Consider the following 16,935-nt stretch of genomic DNA (forward strand, 5'->3'; position numbering starts at 1 on the left):
CTTTCTATGCCGTTAGCTATTGACCTGTTTGGGAATCGCTCTATAATTCGCCCCACTTCCGGCGCAGCCGAAACGATAAACGCTTTGTTAATCAATGAGTTAGTCGTTCAAGCAGTGAGGAAGTGCTTCGATCTTGCAGGTCGAAAGCGGTGAGAAAAGGTGGTTGACAGCGGTTTGAAACGCTGTAGAATTCGCCTCCCGCTGACGAGTGATCGAAGCGAGTCAAGTGTTTGAAGTTGTTCAGGTTTCTGGAAAAATACTTCGAAATAAACGCTTGACAGGATGTGAGGCTAGCGTAGAATGCGCGCCTCGGTTGAGACGAAAGAATCAACCCACCGCTCTTTAACAATTGAATCAAGCAATTCGTGTGGGTGCTTGTGAGTTAAGACTGTTAGTCAACAAGATTATCAGCATCACAATGACTCCACGAGAAATCAAAGAGTTACCTCGATCCTTCGGGCTCGAGTTTGCGATTGCTGAGCCAAGTTTATAAGGTTTTCTCAAAACCTAATTGCAGTATTGAACTGAAGAGTTTGATCATGGCTCAGATTGAACGCTGGCGGCAGGCCTAACACATGCAAGTCGAGCGGTTGAAGGAAGCTTGCTTCCTGATTCAGCGGCGGACGGGTGAGTAATGCCTAGGAATCTGCCTGGTAGTGGGGGACAACGTTTCGAAAGGAACGCTAATACCGCATACGTCCTACGGGAGAAAGCAGGGGACCTTCGGGCCTTGCGCTATCAGATGAGCCTAGGTCGGATTAGCTAGTTGGTGAGGTAATGGCTCACCAAGGCGACGATCCGTAACTGGTCTGAGAGGATGATCAGTCACACTGGAACTGAGACACGGTCCAGACTCCTACGGGAGGCAGCAGTGGGGAATATTGGACAATGGGCGAAAGCCTGATCCAGCCATGCCGCGTGTGTGAAGAAGGTCTTCGGATTGTAAAGCACTTTAAGTTGGGAGGAAGGGCAGTAAGCGAATACCTTGCTGTTTTGACGTTACCGACAGAATAAGCACCGGCTAACTCTGTGCCAGCAGCCGCGGTAATACAGAGGGTGCAAGCGTTAATCGGAATTACTGGGCGTAAAGCGCGCGTAGGTGGTTTGTTAAGTTGAATGTGAAATCCCCGGGCTCAACCTGGGAACTGCATCCAAAACTGGCAAGCTAGAGTAGGGCAGAGGGTGGTGGAATTTCCTGTGTAGCGGTGAAATGCGTAGATATAGGAAGGAACACCAGTGGCGAAGGCGACCACCTGGGCTCATACTGACACTGAGGTGCGAAAGCGTGGGGAGCAAACAGGATTAGATACCCTGGTAGTCCACGCCGTAAACGATGTCAACTAGCCGTTGGGAGTCTTGAACTCTTAGTGGCGCAGCTAACGCATTAAGTTGACCGCCTGGGGAGTACGGCCGCAAGGTTAAAACTCAAATGAATTGACGGGGGCCCGCACAAGCGGTGGAGCATGTGGTTTAATTCGAAGCAACGCGAAGAACCTTACCAGGCCTTGACATCCAATGAACTTTCCAGAGATGGATTGGTGCCTTCGGGAACATTGAGACAGGTGCTGCATGGCTGTCGTCAGCTCGTGTCGTGAGATGTTGGGTTAAGTCCCGTAACGAGCGCAACCCTTGTCCTTAGTTACCAGCACGTTATGGTGGGCACTCTAAGGAGACTGCCGGTGACAAACCGGAGGAAGGTGGGGATGACGTCAAGTCATCATGGCCCTTACGGCCTGGGCTACACACGTGCTACAATGGTCGGTACAGAGGGTCGCCAAGCCGCGAGGTGGAGCTAATCTCACAAAACCGATCGTAGTCCGGATCGCAGTCTGCAACTCGACTGCGTGAAGTCGGAATCGCTAGTAATCGCGAATCAGAATGTCGCGGTGAATACGTTCCCGGGCCTTGTACACACCGCCCGTCACACCATGGGAGTGGGTTGCACCAGAAGTAGCTAGTCTAACCTTCGGGAGGACGGTTACCACGGTGTGATTCATGACTGGGGTGAAGTCGTAACAAGGTAGCCGTAGGGGAACCTGCGGCTGGATCACCTCCTTAATCGACGACAACAGCTGGCTCATGAGCTCCCACACGAATTGCTTGATTCATTGAAGAAGACGATTGGGTCTGTAGCTCAGTTGGTTAGAGCGCACCCCTGATAAGGGTGAGGTCGGCAGTTCGAATCTGCCCAGACCCACCAATTATGGGGCCATAGCTCAGCTGGGAGAGCGCCTGCCTTGCACGCAGGAGGTCAGCGGTTCGATCCCGCTTGGCTCCACCACTTTTGGTGCTCCATCGTTGTCAAAGCTTAGAAATGAGCATTCCATCGAATGATGGTTGAATGCTGATTTCTGATCTTTTTCAGAATCGTTCTTTAAAAATTTGGGTATGTGATAGAAAGATAGACTGGACAGCACTTTCACTGGTGTTGTTCAGGCTAAGGTAAAATTTGTGAGTTGCTCTTAGAGTAAATGCGAATTTTCGGCGAATGTCGTCTTCACAGTATAACCAGATTGCTTGGGGTTATATGGTCAAGTGAAGAAGCGCATACGGTGGATGCCTTGGCAGTCAGAGGCGATGAAAGACGTGGTAGCCTGCGAAAAGCTTCGGGGAGTCGGCAAACAGACTGTGATCCGGAGATGTCTGAATGGGGGAACCCAGCTGTCATAAGACAGTTATCTCATGCTGAATACATAGGCATGAGAAGCGAACCAGGGGAACTGAAACATCTAAGTACCCTGAGGAAAAGAAATCAACCGAGATTCCCTTAGTAGTGGCGAGCGAACGGGGACCAGCCCTTAAGTTGGTTTGAGATTAGCGGAACGCTCTGGAAAGTGCGGCCATAGTGGGTGATAGCCCTGTACGCGAAAATCTCTTGTCAATGAAATCGAGTAGGACGGGGCACGAGAAACCTTGTCTGAATATGGGGGGACCATCCTCCAAGGCTAAATACTACTGACTGACCGATAGTGAACTAGTACCGTGAGGGAAAGGCGAAAAGAACCCCGGAGAGGGGAGTGAAATAGATCCTGAAACCGTATGCGTACAAGCAGTGGGAGCAGACTTGTTCTGTGACTGCGTACCTTTTGTATAATGGGTCAGCGACTTATATTCAGTGGCGAGCTTAACCGAATAGGGGAGGCGTAGCGAAAGCGAGTCTTAATAGGGCGTTTAGTCGCTGGGTATAGACCCGAAACCGGGCGATCTATCCATGGGCAGGTTGAAGGTTAGGTAACACTGACTGGAGGACCGAACCGACTACCGTTGAAAAGTTAGCGGATGACCTGTGGATCGGAGTGAAAGGCTAATCAAGCTCGGAGATAGCTGGTTCTCCTCGAAAGCTATTTAGGTAGCGCCTCATGTATCACTGTAGGGGGTAGAGCACTGTTTCGGCTAGGGGGTCATCCCGACTTACCAAACCGATGCAAACTCCGAATACCTACAAGTGCCGAGCATGGGAGACACACGGCGGGTGCTAACGTCCGTCGTGAAAAGGGAAACAACCCAGACCGTCAGCTAAGGTCCCAAAATCCTGGTTAAGTGGGAAACGATGTGGGAAGGCTTAGACAGCTAGGAGGTTGGCTTAGAAGCAGCCACCCTTTAAAGAAAGCGTAATAGCTCACTAGTCGAGTCGGCCTGCGCGGAAGATGTAACGGGGCTCAAACCAGGTACCGAAGCTACGGGTATCATCTTATGATGATGCGGTAGAGGAGCGTTCTGTAAGCCTGTGAAGGTGAGTTGAGAAGCTTGCTGGAGGTATCAGAAGTGCGAATGCTGACATGAGTAACGACAATGGGTGTGAAAAACACCCACGCCGAAAGACCAAGGTTTCCTGCGCAACGTTAATCGACGCAGGGTTAGTCGGTCCCTAAGGCGAGGCTGAAAAGCGTAGTCGATGGAAAACAGGTTAATATTCCTGTACTTCTGGTTATTGCGATGGAGGGACGGAGAAGGCTAGGCCAGCTTGGCGTTGGTTGTCCAAGTTTAAGGTGGTAGGCTGAGATCTTAGGTAAATCCGGGATCTCAAGGCCGAGAGCTGATGACGAGTTGTCTTTTAGACGACGAAGTGGTTGATGCCATGCTTCCAAGAAAAGCTTCTAAGCTTCAGGTAACCAGGAACCGTACCCCAAACCGACACAGGTGGTTGGGTAGAGAATACCAAGGCGCTTGAGAGAACTCGGGTGAAGGAACTAGGCAAAATGGCACCGTAACTTCGGGAGAAGGTGCGCCGGTGAGGGTGAAGGACTTGCTCCGTAAGCTCATGCCGGTCGAAGATACCAGGCCGCTGCGACTGTTTATTAAAAACACAGCACTCTGCAAACACGAAAGTGGACGTATAGGGTGTGACGCCTGCCCGGTGCCGGAAGGTTAATTGATGGGGTTAGCGCAAGCGAAGCTCTTGATCGAAGCCCCGGTAAACGGCGGCCGTAACTATAACGGTCCTAAGGTAGCGAAATTCCTTGTCGGGTAAGTTCCGACCTGCACGAATGGCGTAACGATGGCGGCGCTGTCTCCACCCGAGACTCAGTGAAATTGAAATCGCTGTGAAGATGCAGTGTATCCGCGGCTAGACGGAAAGACCCCGTGAACCTTTACTATAGCTTTGCACTGGACTTTGAATTTGCTTGTGTAGGATAGGTGGGAGGCTTTGAAGCGTGGACGCCAGTCTGCGTGGAGCCAACCTTGAAATACCACCCTGGCAACTTTGAGGTTCTAACTCAGGTCCGTTATCCGGATCGAGGACAGTGTATGGTGGGTAGTTTGACTGGGGCGGTCTCCTCCTAAAGAGTAACGGAGGAGTACGAAGGTGCGCTCAGACCGGTCGGAAATCGGTCGTAGAGTATAAAGGCAAAAGCGCGCTTGACTGCGAGACAGACACGTCGAGCAGGTACGAAAGTAGGTCTTAGTGATCCGGTGGTTCTGTATGGAAGGGCCATCGCTCAACGGATAAAAGGTACTCCGGGGATAACAGGCTGATACCGCCCAAGAGTTCATATCGACGGCGGTGTTTGGCACCTCGATGTCGGCTCATCACATCCTGGGGCTGAAGCCGGTCCCAAGGGTATGGCTGTTCGCCATTTAAAGTGGTACGCGAGCTGGGTTTAGAACGTCGTGAGACAGTTCGGTCCCTATCTGCCGTGGACGTTTGAGATTTGAGAGGGGCTGCTCCTAGTACGAGAGGACCGGAGTGGACGAACCTCTGGTGTTCCGGTTGTCACGCCAGTGGCATTGCCGGGTAGCTATGTTCGGAAAAGATAACCGCTGAAAGCATCTAAGCGGGAAACTTGCCTCAAGATGAGATCTCACTGGAACCTTGAGTTCCCTGAAGGGCCGTCGAAGACTACGACGTTGATAGGTGGGGTGTGTAAGCGCTGTGAGGCGTTGAGCTAACCCATACTAATTGCCCGTGAGGCTTGACCATATAACACCCAAGCAATTTGTGTCGAACGACCAGATTGCGGTGACTGTGGAGATGACACGAACCGAAAGTTCGCAGCAAGACAACCCACAACTATCACATACCCGATTCGCTGGAATGCCTTCCAAAGGGCATCCTGGCTACAGAATTTCTTGACGACCATAGAGCATTGGAACCACCTGATCCCATCCCGAACTCAGCAGTGAAACGATGCATCGCCGATGGTAGTGTGGGGTTTCCCCATGTGAGAGTAGGTCATCGTCAAGATTCAATTCCGAAACCCCTATCTGCGTGAGCAGGTAGGGGTTTTGTCTTTCTTGAGGCAAAAATAATGACCCTGGAGGGTGTTTTTTTGCAGCACGCCTGCCTATGAATCTGTGCCTTTATGCAATCCAGAGGTGATGAGATCGCGCAGCCATATGTGGCCAGGGTCTCGATGCAGTCTTTCCGGCCACAACATGAGCATCTCAAAACCTGGAATAGCGAGTGGAGGTGTCTGGACGTGAAGAGCTGGCTCATCCTGCACGAGTCTTTCCGGCACCACCGCGACCAGGTCACTGTGAGCCAGTGCTGAAACAAGCGAGTTGAAAGTGGACACTGATAGAACGACTTTGCGTTCCAGGCCTTGGGCAGCCAGTGCCTGGTCAGTACTGCCAACGAAGCCAGCGCCATTGGGTGACACCACGGCGTATTCAAGACCACAAAATGCCTCAAGCGAAAGCGGGGTTGCCAATGCAGGATGACCTCGACGCGCTGCCAGCACATAGCGTTCGTGAACCAAAGACTTGTGACGCAGTTTTGCTGGTGCTTCATCGCGGGTGTGCAGGGCCAGATCGAGCCGACCATTTTCAAGGTCATCGGCGAGGCTGAGGGGACTCTTGTTCAACAGCACCAGGCGGGTGTCCGGTGCCAGGCGCCTGAGCACCGCCAACGATGGCCAGACGAATGCGGTCACGGCGTAATCACTCGCAGCGATTTTCCAGGTGTGATTGGACAGTGCAGGCTCGAATGGGGCGCTGGGGCTCAGCGTCGCTTCCAAAGCCACCAGCGCTTCACGCAACGGTCCGCGCAACTCCTTGGCCCGCTCGGTAGGTGACATCCCTCGCGGGCCTGGCAGCAACAAAGGATCGTCCAGAATCTCTCGCAGCCGGCCCAGTTGCAGGCTGACTGTCGGTTGAGCCAGATTGAGGAGTCGGGCGGCGCGCGTGACGTTTTGCTCGGACAGCAGTGCATCCAGCGTGACCAGTAGATTGAGATCCAGGCGGCGCAAGATATTGTGCATGTAAATACCAGATGTTTCGGGAATTCATTTCTATCATAGCGAGCCGGTCGCTACCGTGTGGCATTCATTTACTTGGAGCTCCACATGAAGCTGCTGCTTGTCTACGCTCATCCTGAACCTCGATCCCTGAATGGCTCACTCAAGGATTTCGCCATCGCTCACCTGAAAGCCGGGGGGCACGAAGTAGTCGTTTCGGATTTGTACGCCATGGGTTGGAAAGCGCCTCTGGATACCGACGATGCGCCTGGCTATGACAACCAAACGCCTTTCAACCCTGCGCTTGAATCGCAGCGTGTATTCGCTGCGGGCACGCAGCCGCTGGACATCGAGAGAGAACAGGCAAAGTTGCGTTGGGCAGACGCCGTGATCTTTCAGTTTCCACTGTGGTGGTTCTCGATGCCTGCAATCCTCAAGGGCTGGATCGAGCGCGTCTATGCCTACGGGTTTGCCTACGGCGTTGGCGAACACAGCGAAAGTCATTGGGGTGATCGCTACGGCGAAGGCAGCATGATGGGAAAGCGCGCCATGTTGGTGGTGACCATGGGCGGGTGGGAGCCTCATTACAGTGATCGAGGCGTGAACGGTGCGCTGAATGATCTGCTTTTCCCCATTCAACATGGCGTGCTTTTCTATCCTGGGTTTACGGTGATGCCGCCTTTTCCGATCTACAAAACAGGCAAAATGGACGCGACTCGGTTCGAACAGGTTTGTGAAGCCTATGCAGTCCGGCTGGATAATCTGTTTGATGACGAGCCGCTGCGATTTCGTCGCCAGAATGGTGGGGACTATGAGATTCCGGCGTTGACTCTCAAGCCGCATGTTGCGCCTGGGCGTAACGATCTGGGCATCCATATGAGTGACGACTGAACGCTCGAAGGGTTGAAAAAGTCGAGTTCACGAAGACGTCGAGCCGGAGAATGCCGCCAGCTTGCATCTGCTGGAGAAGCTTGGATTTGCCCACGAAGGTACGTTGCGCGATGTCGAATACAAGGATGGGCGCTACATCAGCCTGCACCAGTTGAGCCTGATTGAGAGCGATCCGGCGGCGGTTGAGCTGATCAGACCGGCGAGTGGTTGAAGGCTTCAAAAAAAGCCCCGCTGTTGCGGGGCTCGTTCATTGCGGTGCGTTTACCGAGTTGCCTCGCTTTCGAGTGCAGCGACCGCTTTCGTCAGCTCGTCATGGCGGCGGATGAATTTCCAGTCCGTTTCATCGATGTAGATGCCGTCGGCGCTGCTGCCGCCTTCGAGGTCGATGGCGACGTGAGCGGACACCTGTGGCTTCACGCTCGCCAGAATCGGCGTGAAACCCAGTTGCTGGCTGGTTTCCAGCAGGGCGGCCTGGTTGCGTTCGTCGATATCAGCGGCTTCGTCCAGGTAGTAGGGCAGACGGATGCGGCCGGCTTGATCGCGATCCATCAGGTGCAGCAGCAGGTACATGTTGGTCAGCGCCTTGATGGTCATCGTGGTGCCGTTGGAGGCGGCGCCATCGATGTCCGTGTGGATGACCGGCTGACCGTTGATCTTGGTGATTTCGAAGGCGAGCTCGAACAGGTCCTTGAGGCCAAGCTGGTTATGATTGGCCGCGACCATGCGGGCCAGGTATTCCTTGGCTTCTTCGTTCTTGCTGTCCTGCTCGGCGCTCTGGTTGAGGTCGAACACGGAAAGGGTTTCGCCTTCCTCGTATTGGCCTGCGCTGTGGATGATCTGGTCGATATGCTTGAGGGCGTCCTTGTTGGGCGCCAGGACGATGCGGAAGCTTTGCAGGTTGGACACCTGGCGCTTGTTGATCTCGCGGTTGAACAACGCCAGCTGATGTTCGAGGCTGTCGTAGTCGCTGCGGATGTTGCGCAGCGTCCGGGCGATGTCGGTGACGGCGGCGCGGCGGGCCTTGCCCAAGGTCAGGGCTTCGTCGGTGCGATGGGCATAGGCGTTGATCAGCAACTGCAGGCGGCGCTCGACATCGTCTTCGCTGTCGAACTTGGCCACGCCCTTCAGGCGCACCTGGGCGTACAGGGCTTCGATCTGTCCGTCCACGCGTTGCAGACTCTGCCAGCTGTCCTGATAGTCATTGAGCAGAGGCAGCAGGTTATCCATGGAGTCGTCTATCAACTCCATGAACGGGGTACCGAATGGCAGGTCGACCGGGAGCAGGTGGCGGCGGCGCAGGGCATCGTCCAAGGTACGCTGTTTGCTTTCCAGGTCGGCGATCTGTCGACCTACCAGTTGCAGCTTGGCTGACAGCTGTCCGACGCGCTCGGTGAAGGCGTCGCTGGAGCGCGCCAGTTCATCCTGGGCCGCTTCGAGTTGGGCGAGTTGCTCAAGCTTGTCCGGTTCCTCGGCACTTAGGGTCTGGCTGCGACGGTAGTCTTCCAGCGCCTTCTGGGCATCCAGGACCTGTTGGTACAGCGTTTCGGATCGAGACTTGCTGGCCTGAACATCCGACGCGACGGCTTGCTGGGTCTTGAGCTGTTGCAGCTCCTTTTCCAGACGCGCGCTTTGCTCGCGCAGTGCGGCGCGATCGGCCAGAGCCTGCAACACCGGTGGCTCGATGGTGGACAGGTCGATGGAAAGTCCCGGCAGTTCGAAGCGCTCGCCCTTGAAGCGGTCGAGCACGGTCTGCACGGCGTCGACCCAGGCGTTGCCGTCATCCAGGGCCAGGCCACGGGGCCCCGTCGGCAGGCTGAACAGTGCACCGTTGAAGAGGCGCATCAGCCGGTCGACATCCTGTTGCGAGAACTCTTCGCGCAGGCGTGCGTAGCTGTTGTTGTCGGCGTGTTCCAGTTGCTGGCGGATGGACTTGAGGCGCTGTTCGATGTCGCGGACGCGTTCCTGCAAATCCTGTGCGCTGAATTGCCGGGACTGGGCCAGGGCGCCGGCCAGTTCGTCGTGGGCATCCTTGGCCGCGAGCAATTGCTGCTCCAGCATGCGCACGTCGGTGACCAGTGCGAAGCGGTTCTTGAGGACCGAGAGCTCGCCAAGCCAGCGCTGGATACCCGATATTTCACGCTCCAGGCGCATGAGTTCCTGGGTGCTGCCGCGCTGATTGTTTTGCAGCACGTCCTGCTCGTTGCGGTAGTGCTCGGACTGGATGACCAGTTCTTCCTTGCGTGCGCCGGCATAGTCCTGCCAGGTACCCAGCAGCCCATCGAGGATCGGCGAGAGGCGGTGGAGCTTGCCGCGCAGTGCGTCGCGCTGGGCAACGCCGGTGGCCAGTGCCTCGACCAGCGGGCCGGCGGCGACCAGTGCGTTGTAGTCCTGCTCCATGCGGCGTACGTCGCGGAAGGCTTCTTCACAGGCAGCGATGTAGTCGACGCTGCCCGAACGCAGGCTGTGTTCGAAGGCATCGAGGAACAATTGCTTGAGCTTGGCCGCGGTGATTTCGCGCATGTGCAGCAGGTTGATGAACAGGGCGCGAAAGGTCTTCAGGCTCTGCTCGCTGGTCGAGCGCAGTGGAATCAGGGTGAGGTCGAGCGGTACGCTGGTATGGCCGCCGACCAGCAGGCGGCGCAGTTCTTCGGGCTTGAGCTCATGGGCCTTGAGGTTGTGACGTTCGAGGTTGGCGAACAGTTCTTTCTGGCGCAGGCAGGTACCGTCCTGTTGATAGTGCGCCAGGTCCAACTCGCCAGCATAAGCGAAGAACTGGTGACCGAAACCGCCGCCAGGGCCGCGACCGACCACGCCGATCACGTGAGGACCGTGGGCCAGTAGCACTTCGCAGAGGATGTAGCTGGTATCGGTGGCGAAGTAGAAGCGCCGCGATTGTTCCAGGGTGTATTTGCCGAAGCTCATGTCGGACATGCGCGCCAGGATCGGGAACTGCAGGGCGTTGATCGAAGCGCTCTTGCCCAGGTTGTTGGCGCCATAGACCGACAGTGGATGTTCCAAGGGGAACAGTCCGAGGCTGTAGCCGGCGGTGTTGAGCAGGGCGAAGCGGCGGATGCCGTAGCGTTCCTGGGTCATGCATCGAACTCCTGTCGCTCTTGGGCTATCGCCAGTGCCAAGGCCTGTTCGTCGGCGGTGTCATCGCCTTCGTCGCTATCGTCGCCTGCCAGCATCGGTACCGGCAGGGGCAGGGCGCTGTGCAGGCTGGCGGCCAGGTCGCGGTCTTGTTGGACTGAGAGGCATACGTCGAGGAAGCGGTGCATCGGCGCCAGGAAGCGATAGATGCCGTTGTCTTCGGCGGTGAAGCCCAATTGAGTCATGCGTCGCAGGATTTTCTCTTCCAGTTCTTCCTGGGTTTGCACTTCGGCCTGCACGAACAGGTCACGGTACTTGTCCAGCAAGGCCGGTAGCTCATCGCGGCCCAGGCTTCCGCCATCGAGTACGGCAATCGGATCGCGGCCCTGGTCGGCCAGGTGCTCCACGAGGATGAAGGTGAACAGGGACAGACGCTGTGCGGTCTTGTTGACCTGTGCGGCAGCCAGCTCGGGAACGAAGTAGTAGAAACCACGGGTGTCGCAGACCAGCTCGAAGCCCAAGGCTTTGAACAGGCTGCGGTACACGTCCTGGAGGCTGGACAGCTGCGAGTAGAGCTCCGGGTCGCGGCGGCTGATGTGAAAGCCTTTGAGCAGCTCGCGGAAGATCGGCGCCAGGTGGGTCAGTTCTTTGAGGTCAAGATGCATGGTCGGTGCTCGCGGAATGTGCCGGGGCTGCCGCAACGGCGGGCTCGGCGCTGGAAAGCAGGGCGAAGGAGCGCAGGCTCAGCTGGTGTTCGCGGGTATGGTAGTCACGGCGTTCGAGGCGCTGGCGGTTAAAGCGCTTGTCCCGTGAGAGGCGTGAGAACCAGTACAGCATGTCGTCGGTGGCGCCATCGGGTTCCTGGTCGAGCAGCCAGAGCATCAGGTCGGGCATCGGCAGGGCGTTTTCGCAACGCTCGAGCATTTCCTTGACCGTGCGTGGCGCGCGCGGTGTGTCTGCCGTGTCGTTCTTGCGCGCCGTGGGGAAGGGCGCCGGCTTGGCTTCGAAGCGGGCCAGGGCGTAGACGTAGGCCTCGACCTGGCTGGCGCTGCCCAGAAAGGTGCTTTGCGGACGGCTGAACAATGGCAGGGCCGCCTGTGGCACGGCGTCCAGGCCCTTGCGGCGAATGGCCGAGAGCGCCAGGGCCGCGCCGCGGGTCACGGCGTTGTGCCGACGTGCCTCTTCGCGCAAGGGCAACAGCAGCTCGCGGGCATGGCGCAGGGTCAACTGCGCGCACGTCTGCATTTCGAGAATGCGCGCATGGGTGCGTAGCAGCATGTCGTCATCGACTAGGTGACCGAGGCGCTGCTGTTCGCTGAGCAAACGCAGCAGGACGTTCTCGACCTTGCGCACGCCTTGCTCGAAGGCGCCGTCGGCGTTGACCAGTTGGATCATCGGTTCGACGTATTCATCCCAGGTCGCGAGGACCTCGGCGTAGCGCTGGCGCAAGGCAACCTGGCGGTCACGAGTCTTGGCTCGCTCGGCCACGGCCACCAGGGCTTGTTCGTCGTTGGCCAGTTTCTTCAGGACATCGCGCACGCGCATGTCGAGCAGTCGAAGTTGCCGAGCCAGGTCGTTGCCATCGCGGATGTCGAAGGCATCCTGGATGTGCCCGGCCAGGCGTTCGAGGTGACGCAGGTAGGCTTCGATCTCCAGGCACAGGCCCAGGCGATGCTCGCGCCGCAGGTAGGCGAGGAAGTCGTGGATCTGCGCGTTGAGCTCGAAGCGGTTGGGGCTTTTCGCGACGGGTACCAGGATGTCCAGCCGGATCCAGGTGTCGAGCAGGCTGGTGATTTCCTGGGCAGTGCTTTCCAGGCGTTGGGCAGCCAGTTGCCGGCGCAGTTCGACAAGGCTCAGGGTGCCTTGGTCGAAGTGCTCGCACAGCGGCTCCAGCAGGGCCCAGTGGTCGGCGAGGGCGCGCAGCACGCGCTTGGGTTCGATCATCGGCTGGTCGACTCGTGCCAGGTTAAAGGGGCGCGATTGTACTGCATGATGGGGCGGGTATTGGTGCTGTGCGCGACCGCTCGTGTAAAACGTGGCGGCACATCGTGTCGAACATCGGTAGAATCCACCGCCTCGACTTACCCATAGATGGCTGACCTTTTGCTCAACGAGTCCCGTCGCCGCGCCTATCTGGACGCCATGCAGGTAGTGCACTGGCTGCCCCGCACCGAGCTGCCGTTCGCAGCGCCTTCGCGCGACTGTGTACTGGAGCACGTCGAGGCGTTGCCGTCGCCCTTGGAACCTGCCGAGCAGGCGGCGGTGACGGCAGCGTTGCCCAATGCACCGCGCCCCGTAGAGCCTGCGATGCCCGAACCTGCCAAGGTTCAGCGGCCCAAGATCGAGGTGCCGCGACCCAGCGCTGCTCGCCCGGCCATGACGGCCGTGCCCGAGGTGGCCGTCGAGGTGCCGGTTGCCAAAGCGGTCAGCCTGCCGCCGCGCTTTGCCTTGCAGGTGCTGCGCGCCGGTTCTTGTGTGGTGCTGGTTGAGCTGGCCACAGGGCAGGCGTTCCAGAGTCGCGATCCTTCCTACTTGCTGCTCAAGGACATGCTGCGCGCTGCCGGCCTGCCCGATGCGCCGCAGATTCTGGGCGAGCCGATCCGCTGGCCGTTTCTGCAGCGCGGCCAGTTGGACCAGGGGCCGGATGCGGCCTGCGATTTCGTTCAGGGGTTCGTCATGGCGCAGCTCGAGCAGGCGCCGTGCACGTGCCTGTGGTTGGTCGGGCTGCCGGCGATTCGTTTTGCCGGGCGTGCCAATGCCGAAGACTACAACCGCGAGCTGGAAGTGGAAGGGCTTGGGCTGGCCTGGGCCGTGCCGGGTCTTGAGCTGTTGATGGATGAACCCGAGCGCAAGGCTGCCGTGTGGCAGGCGATGCGCCGTCTTATGCCGCGTTGGAAAAACCGTGATGAGTGATGCCGTAAGCTTTCGCCGAATGACCGAAGCGGATCTGGACGCTGTACTGAAGATCGAATTCGCTGCCTACACCCATCCGTGGACGCGGGGCATCTTTCTCGATGGTTTGAAATCCTACGAGATCTGGTTGATGTTCGACGGCCAGCAACAGGTCGGCCATGGCGTGCTCAACGTCATCATCGATGAAGCGCATCTGCTGAACATTACCGTCAAGCCAGAGAATCAAGGTCGCGGATTGGGTTTGAAGTTACTGGAGCGGCTGATGTCCCGGGCCTACGAGCTGGGCGGGCGTGAGTGCTTTCTGGAGCTGCGAGCCAGCAATCAATCGGCCTACCGACTGTACGAGCGCTATGGCTTCAACGAGATCGGCAAGCGACGGGATTACTACCCCATGGCCGGAGGGCGCGAGGATGCGCTGGTCATGGCCTGTACGTTGTTCGAATGACTGCTTTGTTCAAGTAAGCGCCACCGATCACTGCCCTGCAGGAGCCTGGGAAAGTGATCGGTGTGGGCGCCAGCCTCAGCGTTTGCCGTCGAGCGGATCGATCAGGGCCAGTTCTTCTTCATCCAGACCATCGCCGCCGCCAATGTCATCTTCATCGACGAAGCTCAGCTCCTGGTCGGCAGGACCGCTTTCGCCTGGCTCGTTGGGCGAACGTGCGCCATCCTCGTGGATCAGTGTTTCGGGGCTCAGGTCGTCGTCGGTTGGGTTGTGATCATCCATCGAGGCGCCGGTCAGGCCTGCTTCGCGTACGCGTTCCTCAGGGACCAGATGCTCCAGTTCATCGGCTGGAATGGTGTCGCCGATCCTGCCGGTTGGACCGTCCGTGTCATCGAAATCCAGCTCGCGGACTTGGCCCATGCGGTCTTCGGTGTCGTCGATCGGGTTGGGTTGTGGCGCATCGTAGGGGCGATGGGAGTCAGTCATTACGGCAATCCTCTGGTGTGTGTCTAGATAGGGTTGACCCTCGTACGGATGGAAAGATTCAGCGCGATTTGTCCGTGCCGGCCGTGACCTTGTGCGGTCCTGGCCAGTCATAATTCAAATCATTCTTGAGGCTTGAACATGCATGATCTACAGGAACTGATCGACAACAACGCACGCTGGGCCGAGGCGATCAAGGAAGAAGATCCGGAGTTCTTCGCCAAGCTGGCGCGTCAACAGACACCTGAATTCCTCTGGATCGGCTGCTCGGACGCGCGGGTGCCGGCCAACGAGATCGTCGGCATGCTGCCGGGTGATCTGTTCGTGCACCGCAACGTGGCCAACGTGGTGCTGCACACCGATCTGAATTGCATGTCGGTGATCCAGTACGCGGTCGATGTGCTCAAGGTCAAACATATCCTGGTGACCGGCCATTACGGCTGCGGCGGTGTGCGAGCGGCGATGCAGGATCGCCAGCTGGGGCTGATCGATGGCTGGCTGCGGACCATTCGCGACCTGTACTACGAGCACCGCAAGGTGCTGGCGACCTTGCCGACCGAAGAGCAACAGGTGGACCGCTTGTGCGAGCTCAATGTCATCCAGCAGGTGGCCAACGTGGGGCATACCAGCATCGTTCAGAACGCCTGGCACCGCGGTCAGGAGCTGTCGGTGCATGGCTGCATCTACGGCATCAAAGATGGCCGCTGGAAAAGCCTGGACGTGACCATCAGTGGCTTCGACCAGTTGCCGCCGCAATACCGTTTGCGCGCGCTGGATTGATGAGCAGGAACGAGTGGGCCCGATTCAGGTTCTGAACTGGATGGGGTGGCGACGCGAGTCGCGGCCCTGCCGGTAATCAAACGCGAAGCGAAGGAGGCACGATGAAGTCTTATGGCTGGCTTGCACTGATGGCAGCGATGTCGATCGGTAGCGCCAATGCGGCATCCAAGGAAGTCCAGATCAACCTGGTCAGCGCCGAGGGCGCGCCACAGCCGATCGGCACGGTGATGATCGAGGAAACGCCCTATGGCCTTGAGTTCACACCCCAACTCAAGTCTCTGCCCGCGGGTGTGCATGGATTCCACGTACATGCCAATGGCAGCTGCGCGGCGGCGATGAAGGACGGCAAGATGTCGGCTGCGGAAGCGGCGGGCGGGCACTTCGATCCACAGAAGACCGGCAAGCACCTTGGCCCATACGATGCCAAAGGTCATTTGGGTGATCTGCCGGCGATCTATGTGAACGCCGATGGCACTGCGAACTATCCAGTGCTGGCGCCGCGCTTGAAGAAACTGAGCGAGGTGGAAGGGCATGCGTTGATGGTGCATGCCGGTGGTGATAACCATGCTGATTCGCCAGCACCGCTGGGGGGTGGTGCGGCGCGGATGGCTTGTGGGGTGATTTGATCGGGGTGTGAGGTTGGGGAGCGGTGGTGCTGCCTTCGCGGGCAGAGGGCTCGCCGCCCGCCCTGCTCCCACATGAAGTAACGCGGTGGTCAGAGCTGGACGGGTGTCAGCACTGGTTCGCCACTGAAGAATGCACTCAGGTTGCGTTCTACCATCGTCACCGTGTCCCGCGTGGCTTCCGGTGAGAGGCCGGCCACGTGAGGTGTGAGCACGACGTTGTGCAGCGTCTTGAAGGCGTCGGGCACGTTGGGCTCGTCGTCGAAGACGTCCAGCGCGGCACCGGCTATGGCGTTGGTTTGCAAAGCTGTTAGCAGATCCGCCGTTGCCACCACACTGCCGCGGGCGATGTTTACCAGAAAACCTTCTGGCCCCAGCGCCTGCAGCACGGCTGCATCGACGATGGCCCGGGTCTGCGCTCCGCCAGGGGTAGCCACAATCAGGATATCGCTTGCCGCAGCCAGTTCCACTGGGCTGGCGCAGTAGTCATAGCTGACATCGGTGCGCGGCTTGCGGTTGTGGTATTGCACACTCATGTCGAAGCCCAGCGCAGCGCGCTTGGCGATTGCCAGGCCCACCGCGCCCAGACCGATGATACCCAGGCGCTTGCCCGCTACCGAAGGGCGCATGGCCTTGACCCATTCACCCCGCCGGACCGAAGCATCGGCGCCTGGGATATCGCGCATCAGTGCCAGCAACAGCGCCAGGGTATGGTCGGCCACCGTCGATGCATTCACGCCCGCCCCGTTGGTCACGGTCAGGCCATGTGCCTTGGCGGCTGGCAGATCGACGTTCTCGTAGCCTGCGCCCAGCACGCAGATGATGCGCAGCTTGGGCAGCGCCGCCATCTCATCCGCGGTCAAACCCAACGGTCCGCGAGTGAGCACGGCGTCGATGCGGTCCGCGTGCTGCGCTATCGCGTTGGCCCGAGCGGAAGGCGAAGGCGCCATGATCAGGTCGTAGCCTTGATCTTCGAGAATCGACACGTAGTCGTTGATGGTTTCGACCAGCACCAGCACGGTTGCGCGCATGTAGA

Annotated in this window: 12 protein-coding genes, 2 tRNA genes and 3 rRNA genes; 11 read left to right on the forward strand and 6 right to left on the reverse strand. The window is 58.1% G+C overall.

Annotated elements, in window-relative coordinates; all coding sequences use genetic code 11:
- Positions 1 to 521 precede the first annotated feature (521 nt).
- The 5 genes from LT40_RS02885 (at position 522) to rrf (ending at position 5,686) form a co-directional block, all read left to right on the forward strand.
- Positions 522 to 2,058 (forward strand): 16S ribosomal RNA (locus LT40_RS02885).
- A gap of 65 nt (positions 2,059 to 2,123) precedes the next feature.
- Positions 2,124 to 2,200 (forward strand) — tRNA-Ile (locus LT40_RS02890).
- Between the two features lie 5 nt (positions 2,201 to 2,205).
- Positions 2,206 to 2,281 (forward strand) — tRNA-Ala (locus LT40_RS02895).
- Positions 2,282 to 2,529: 248 nt separating this feature from the next.
- Positions 2,530 to 5,422, forward strand: a 23S ribosomal RNA gene (locus LT40_RS02900).
- Between the two features lie 148 nt (positions 5,423 to 5,570).
- A 5S ribosomal RNA gene (gene rrf, locus LT40_RS02905) occupies positions 5,571 to 5,686 on the forward strand.
- The 16S, 23S and 5S rRNA genes sit together here with 2 tRNA genes alongside, the layout of an rRNA operon.
- Before the next feature lie 100 nt (positions 5,687 to 5,786).
- Here rrf and LT40_RS02910 read toward each other — a convergent pair.
- Complete coding sequence (locus tag LT40_RS02910) at positions 5,787 to 6,701, reverse strand: LysR family transcriptional regulator (protein WP_043186266.1); 915 nt, start codon at positions 6,699 to 6,701, stop codon at positions 5,787 to 5,789.
- A gap of 84 nt (positions 6,702 to 6,785) precedes the next feature.
- On the opposite strand from LT40_RS02910, the gene LT40_RS02915 reads away from it, so the two are divergent.
- On the forward strand, positions 6,786 to 7,568 hold the full coding sequence (locus tag LT40_RS02915) for an NAD(P)H-dependent oxidoreductase (RefSeq protein ID WP_043186269.1): 783 nt from the start codon (positions 6,786 to 6,788) through the stop codon (positions 7,566 to 7,568).
- A gap of 61 nt (positions 7,569 to 7,629) precedes the next feature.
- The gene (locus tag LT40_RS21520) at positions 7,630 to 7,779 is read left to right on the forward strand and encodes a GNAT family N-acetyltransferase (protein WP_148308504.1); all 150 of its coding nucleotides are present in this window, start codon (positions 7,630 to 7,632) and stop codon (positions 7,777 to 7,779) included.
- 50 nt (positions 7,780 to 7,829) lie between these two features.
- Here LT40_RS21520 and mksF read toward each other — a convergent pair whose 3' ends face one another.
- Genes mksF through mksB form a run of 3 tightly spaced genes read right to left on the reverse strand, consistent with a single transcriptional unit; the run spans position 7,830 to position 12,602 of the window.
- Positions 7,830 to 10,661 carry an Mks condensin complex protein MksF gene (gene mksF / locus LT40_RS02920; RefSeq protein ID WP_043186271.1) on the reverse strand — a complete coding sequence of 944 codons (2,832 nt, stop codon included), beginning with the start codon at positions 10,659 to 10,661 and terminating at the stop codon, positions 7,830 to 7,832.
- On the reverse strand, positions 10,658 to 11,323 hold the full coding sequence (gene mksE / locus LT40_RS02925) for an Mks condensin complex protein MksE (RefSeq protein ID WP_043186274.1): 666 nt from the start codon (positions 11,321 to 11,323) through the stop codon (positions 10,658 to 10,660). Before mksE ends, mksF begins: the two co-directional genes overlap by 4 nt.
- Positions 11,313 to 12,602, reverse strand: coding sequence for an Mks condensin complex protein MksB (mksB, locus tag LT40_RS02930; protein WP_043186277.1), 1,290 nt, complete (start codon positions 12,600 to 12,602; stop codon positions 11,313 to 11,315). The genes mksE and mksB overlap by 11 nt, the downstream gene beginning before the upstream one ends.
- A 159-nt stretch (positions 12,603 to 12,761) precedes the next feature.
- Here mksB and LT40_RS02935 point away from each other — a divergent pair, with 159 nt between their 5' ends.
- Both LT40_RS02935 and rimI read left to right on the forward strand, forming a co-directional pair.
- Positions 12,762 to 13,571, forward strand: a complete 810-nt coding sequence (locus tag LT40_RS02935) for a hypothetical protein (RefSeq protein WP_043193265.1) — start codon at positions 12,762 to 12,764, stop codon at positions 13,569 to 13,571.
- Entirely contained in the window at positions 13,564 to 14,016 is a 453-nt protein-coding gene (gene rimI / locus LT40_RS02940) for a ribosomal protein S18-alanine N-acetyltransferase (protein ID WP_043186281.1), read from the forward strand. The genes LT40_RS02935 and rimI overlap by 8 nt, the downstream gene beginning before the upstream one ends.
- Before the next feature lie 75 nt (positions 14,017 to 14,091).
- Here rimI and LT40_RS02945 read toward each other — a convergent pair whose 3' ends face one another.
- Positions 14,092 to 14,499 (reverse strand): hypothetical protein, encoded by a 408-nt coding sequence (locus LT40_RS02945; RefSeq protein ID WP_043186284.1) that lies wholly within the window; start codon positions 14,497 to 14,499, stop codon positions 14,092 to 14,094.
- A gap of 138 nt (positions 14,500 to 14,637) precedes the next feature.
- On the opposite strand from LT40_RS02945, the gene can reads away from it, so the two are divergent.
- Positions 14,638 to 15,276 carry a carbonate dehydratase gene (gene can / locus LT40_RS02950; protein ID WP_043186288.1) on the forward strand — a complete coding sequence of 213 codons (639 nt, stop codon included), beginning with the start codon at positions 14,638 to 14,640 and terminating at the stop codon, positions 15,274 to 15,276.
- Positions 15,277 to 15,377: 101 nt separating this feature from the next.
- Positions 15,378 to 15,902 (forward strand): superoxide dismutase family protein, encoded by a 525-nt coding sequence (sodC, locus tag LT40_RS02955; RefSeq protein WP_043186291.1) that lies wholly within the window; start codon positions 15,378 to 15,380, stop codon positions 15,900 to 15,902.
- 89 nt (positions 15,903 to 15,991) lie between these two features.
- Here sodC and LT40_RS02960 read toward each other — a convergent pair whose 3' ends face one another.
- Entirely contained in the window at positions 15,992 to 16,930 is a 939-nt protein-coding gene (locus LT40_RS02960; RefSeq protein WP_043186294.1) for a 2-hydroxyacid dehydrogenase, read from the reverse strand.
- Between the last annotated feature and the right edge of the window lie 5 nt (positions 16,931 to 16,935).

The sequence above is a fragment of the Pseudomonas rhizosphaerae genome, assembly GCF_000761155.1.
Lineage (GTDB): Bacteria > Pseudomonadota > Gammaproteobacteria > Pseudomonadales > Pseudomonadaceae > Aquipseudomonas > Aquipseudomonas rhizosphaerae.

Excerpts from the sequence above, each read along its gene's own strand:
- LT40_RS02910 (WP_043186266.1), bottom strand. The coding sequence starts at position 6,701 with ATGCACAATATCTTGCGCCGCCTGGATCTCAATCTACTGGTCACGCTG.
- LT40_RS02915 (WP_043186269.1), top strand. The coding sequence starts at position 6,786 with ATGAAGCTGCTGCTTGTCTACGCTCATCCTGAACCTCGATCCCTGAAT.
- mksF (WP_043186271.1), bottom strand. The coding sequence starts at position 10,661 with ATGACCCAGGAACGCTACGGCATCCGCCGCTTCGCCCTGCTCAACACC.
- mksE (WP_043186274.1), bottom strand. The coding sequence starts at position 11,323 with ATGCATCTTGACCTCAAAGAACTGACCCACCTGGCGCCGATCTTCCGC.
- mksB (WP_043186277.1), bottom strand. The coding sequence starts at position 12,602 with ATGATCGAACCCAAGCGCGTGCTGCGCGCCCTCGCCGACCACTGGGCC.
- rimI (WP_043186281.1), top strand. The coding sequence starts at position 13,564 with ATGAGTGATGCCGTAAGCTTTCGCCGAATGACCGAAGCGGATCTGGAC.
- LT40_RS02945 (WP_043186284.1), bottom strand. The coding sequence starts at position 14,499 with ATGACTGACTCCCATCGCCCCTACGATGCGCCACAACCCAACCCGATC.
- can (WP_043186288.1), top strand. The coding sequence starts at position 14,638 with ATGCATGATCTACAGGAACTGATCGACAACAACGCACGCTGGGCCGAG.
- sodC (WP_043186291.1), top strand. The coding sequence starts at position 15,378 with ATGAAGTCTTATGGCTGGCTTGCACTGATGGCAGCGATGTCGATCGGT.
- LT40_RS02960 (WP_043186294.1), bottom strand. The coding sequence starts at position 16,930 with ATGCGCGCAACCGTGCTGGTGCTGGTCGAAACCATCAACGACTACGTG.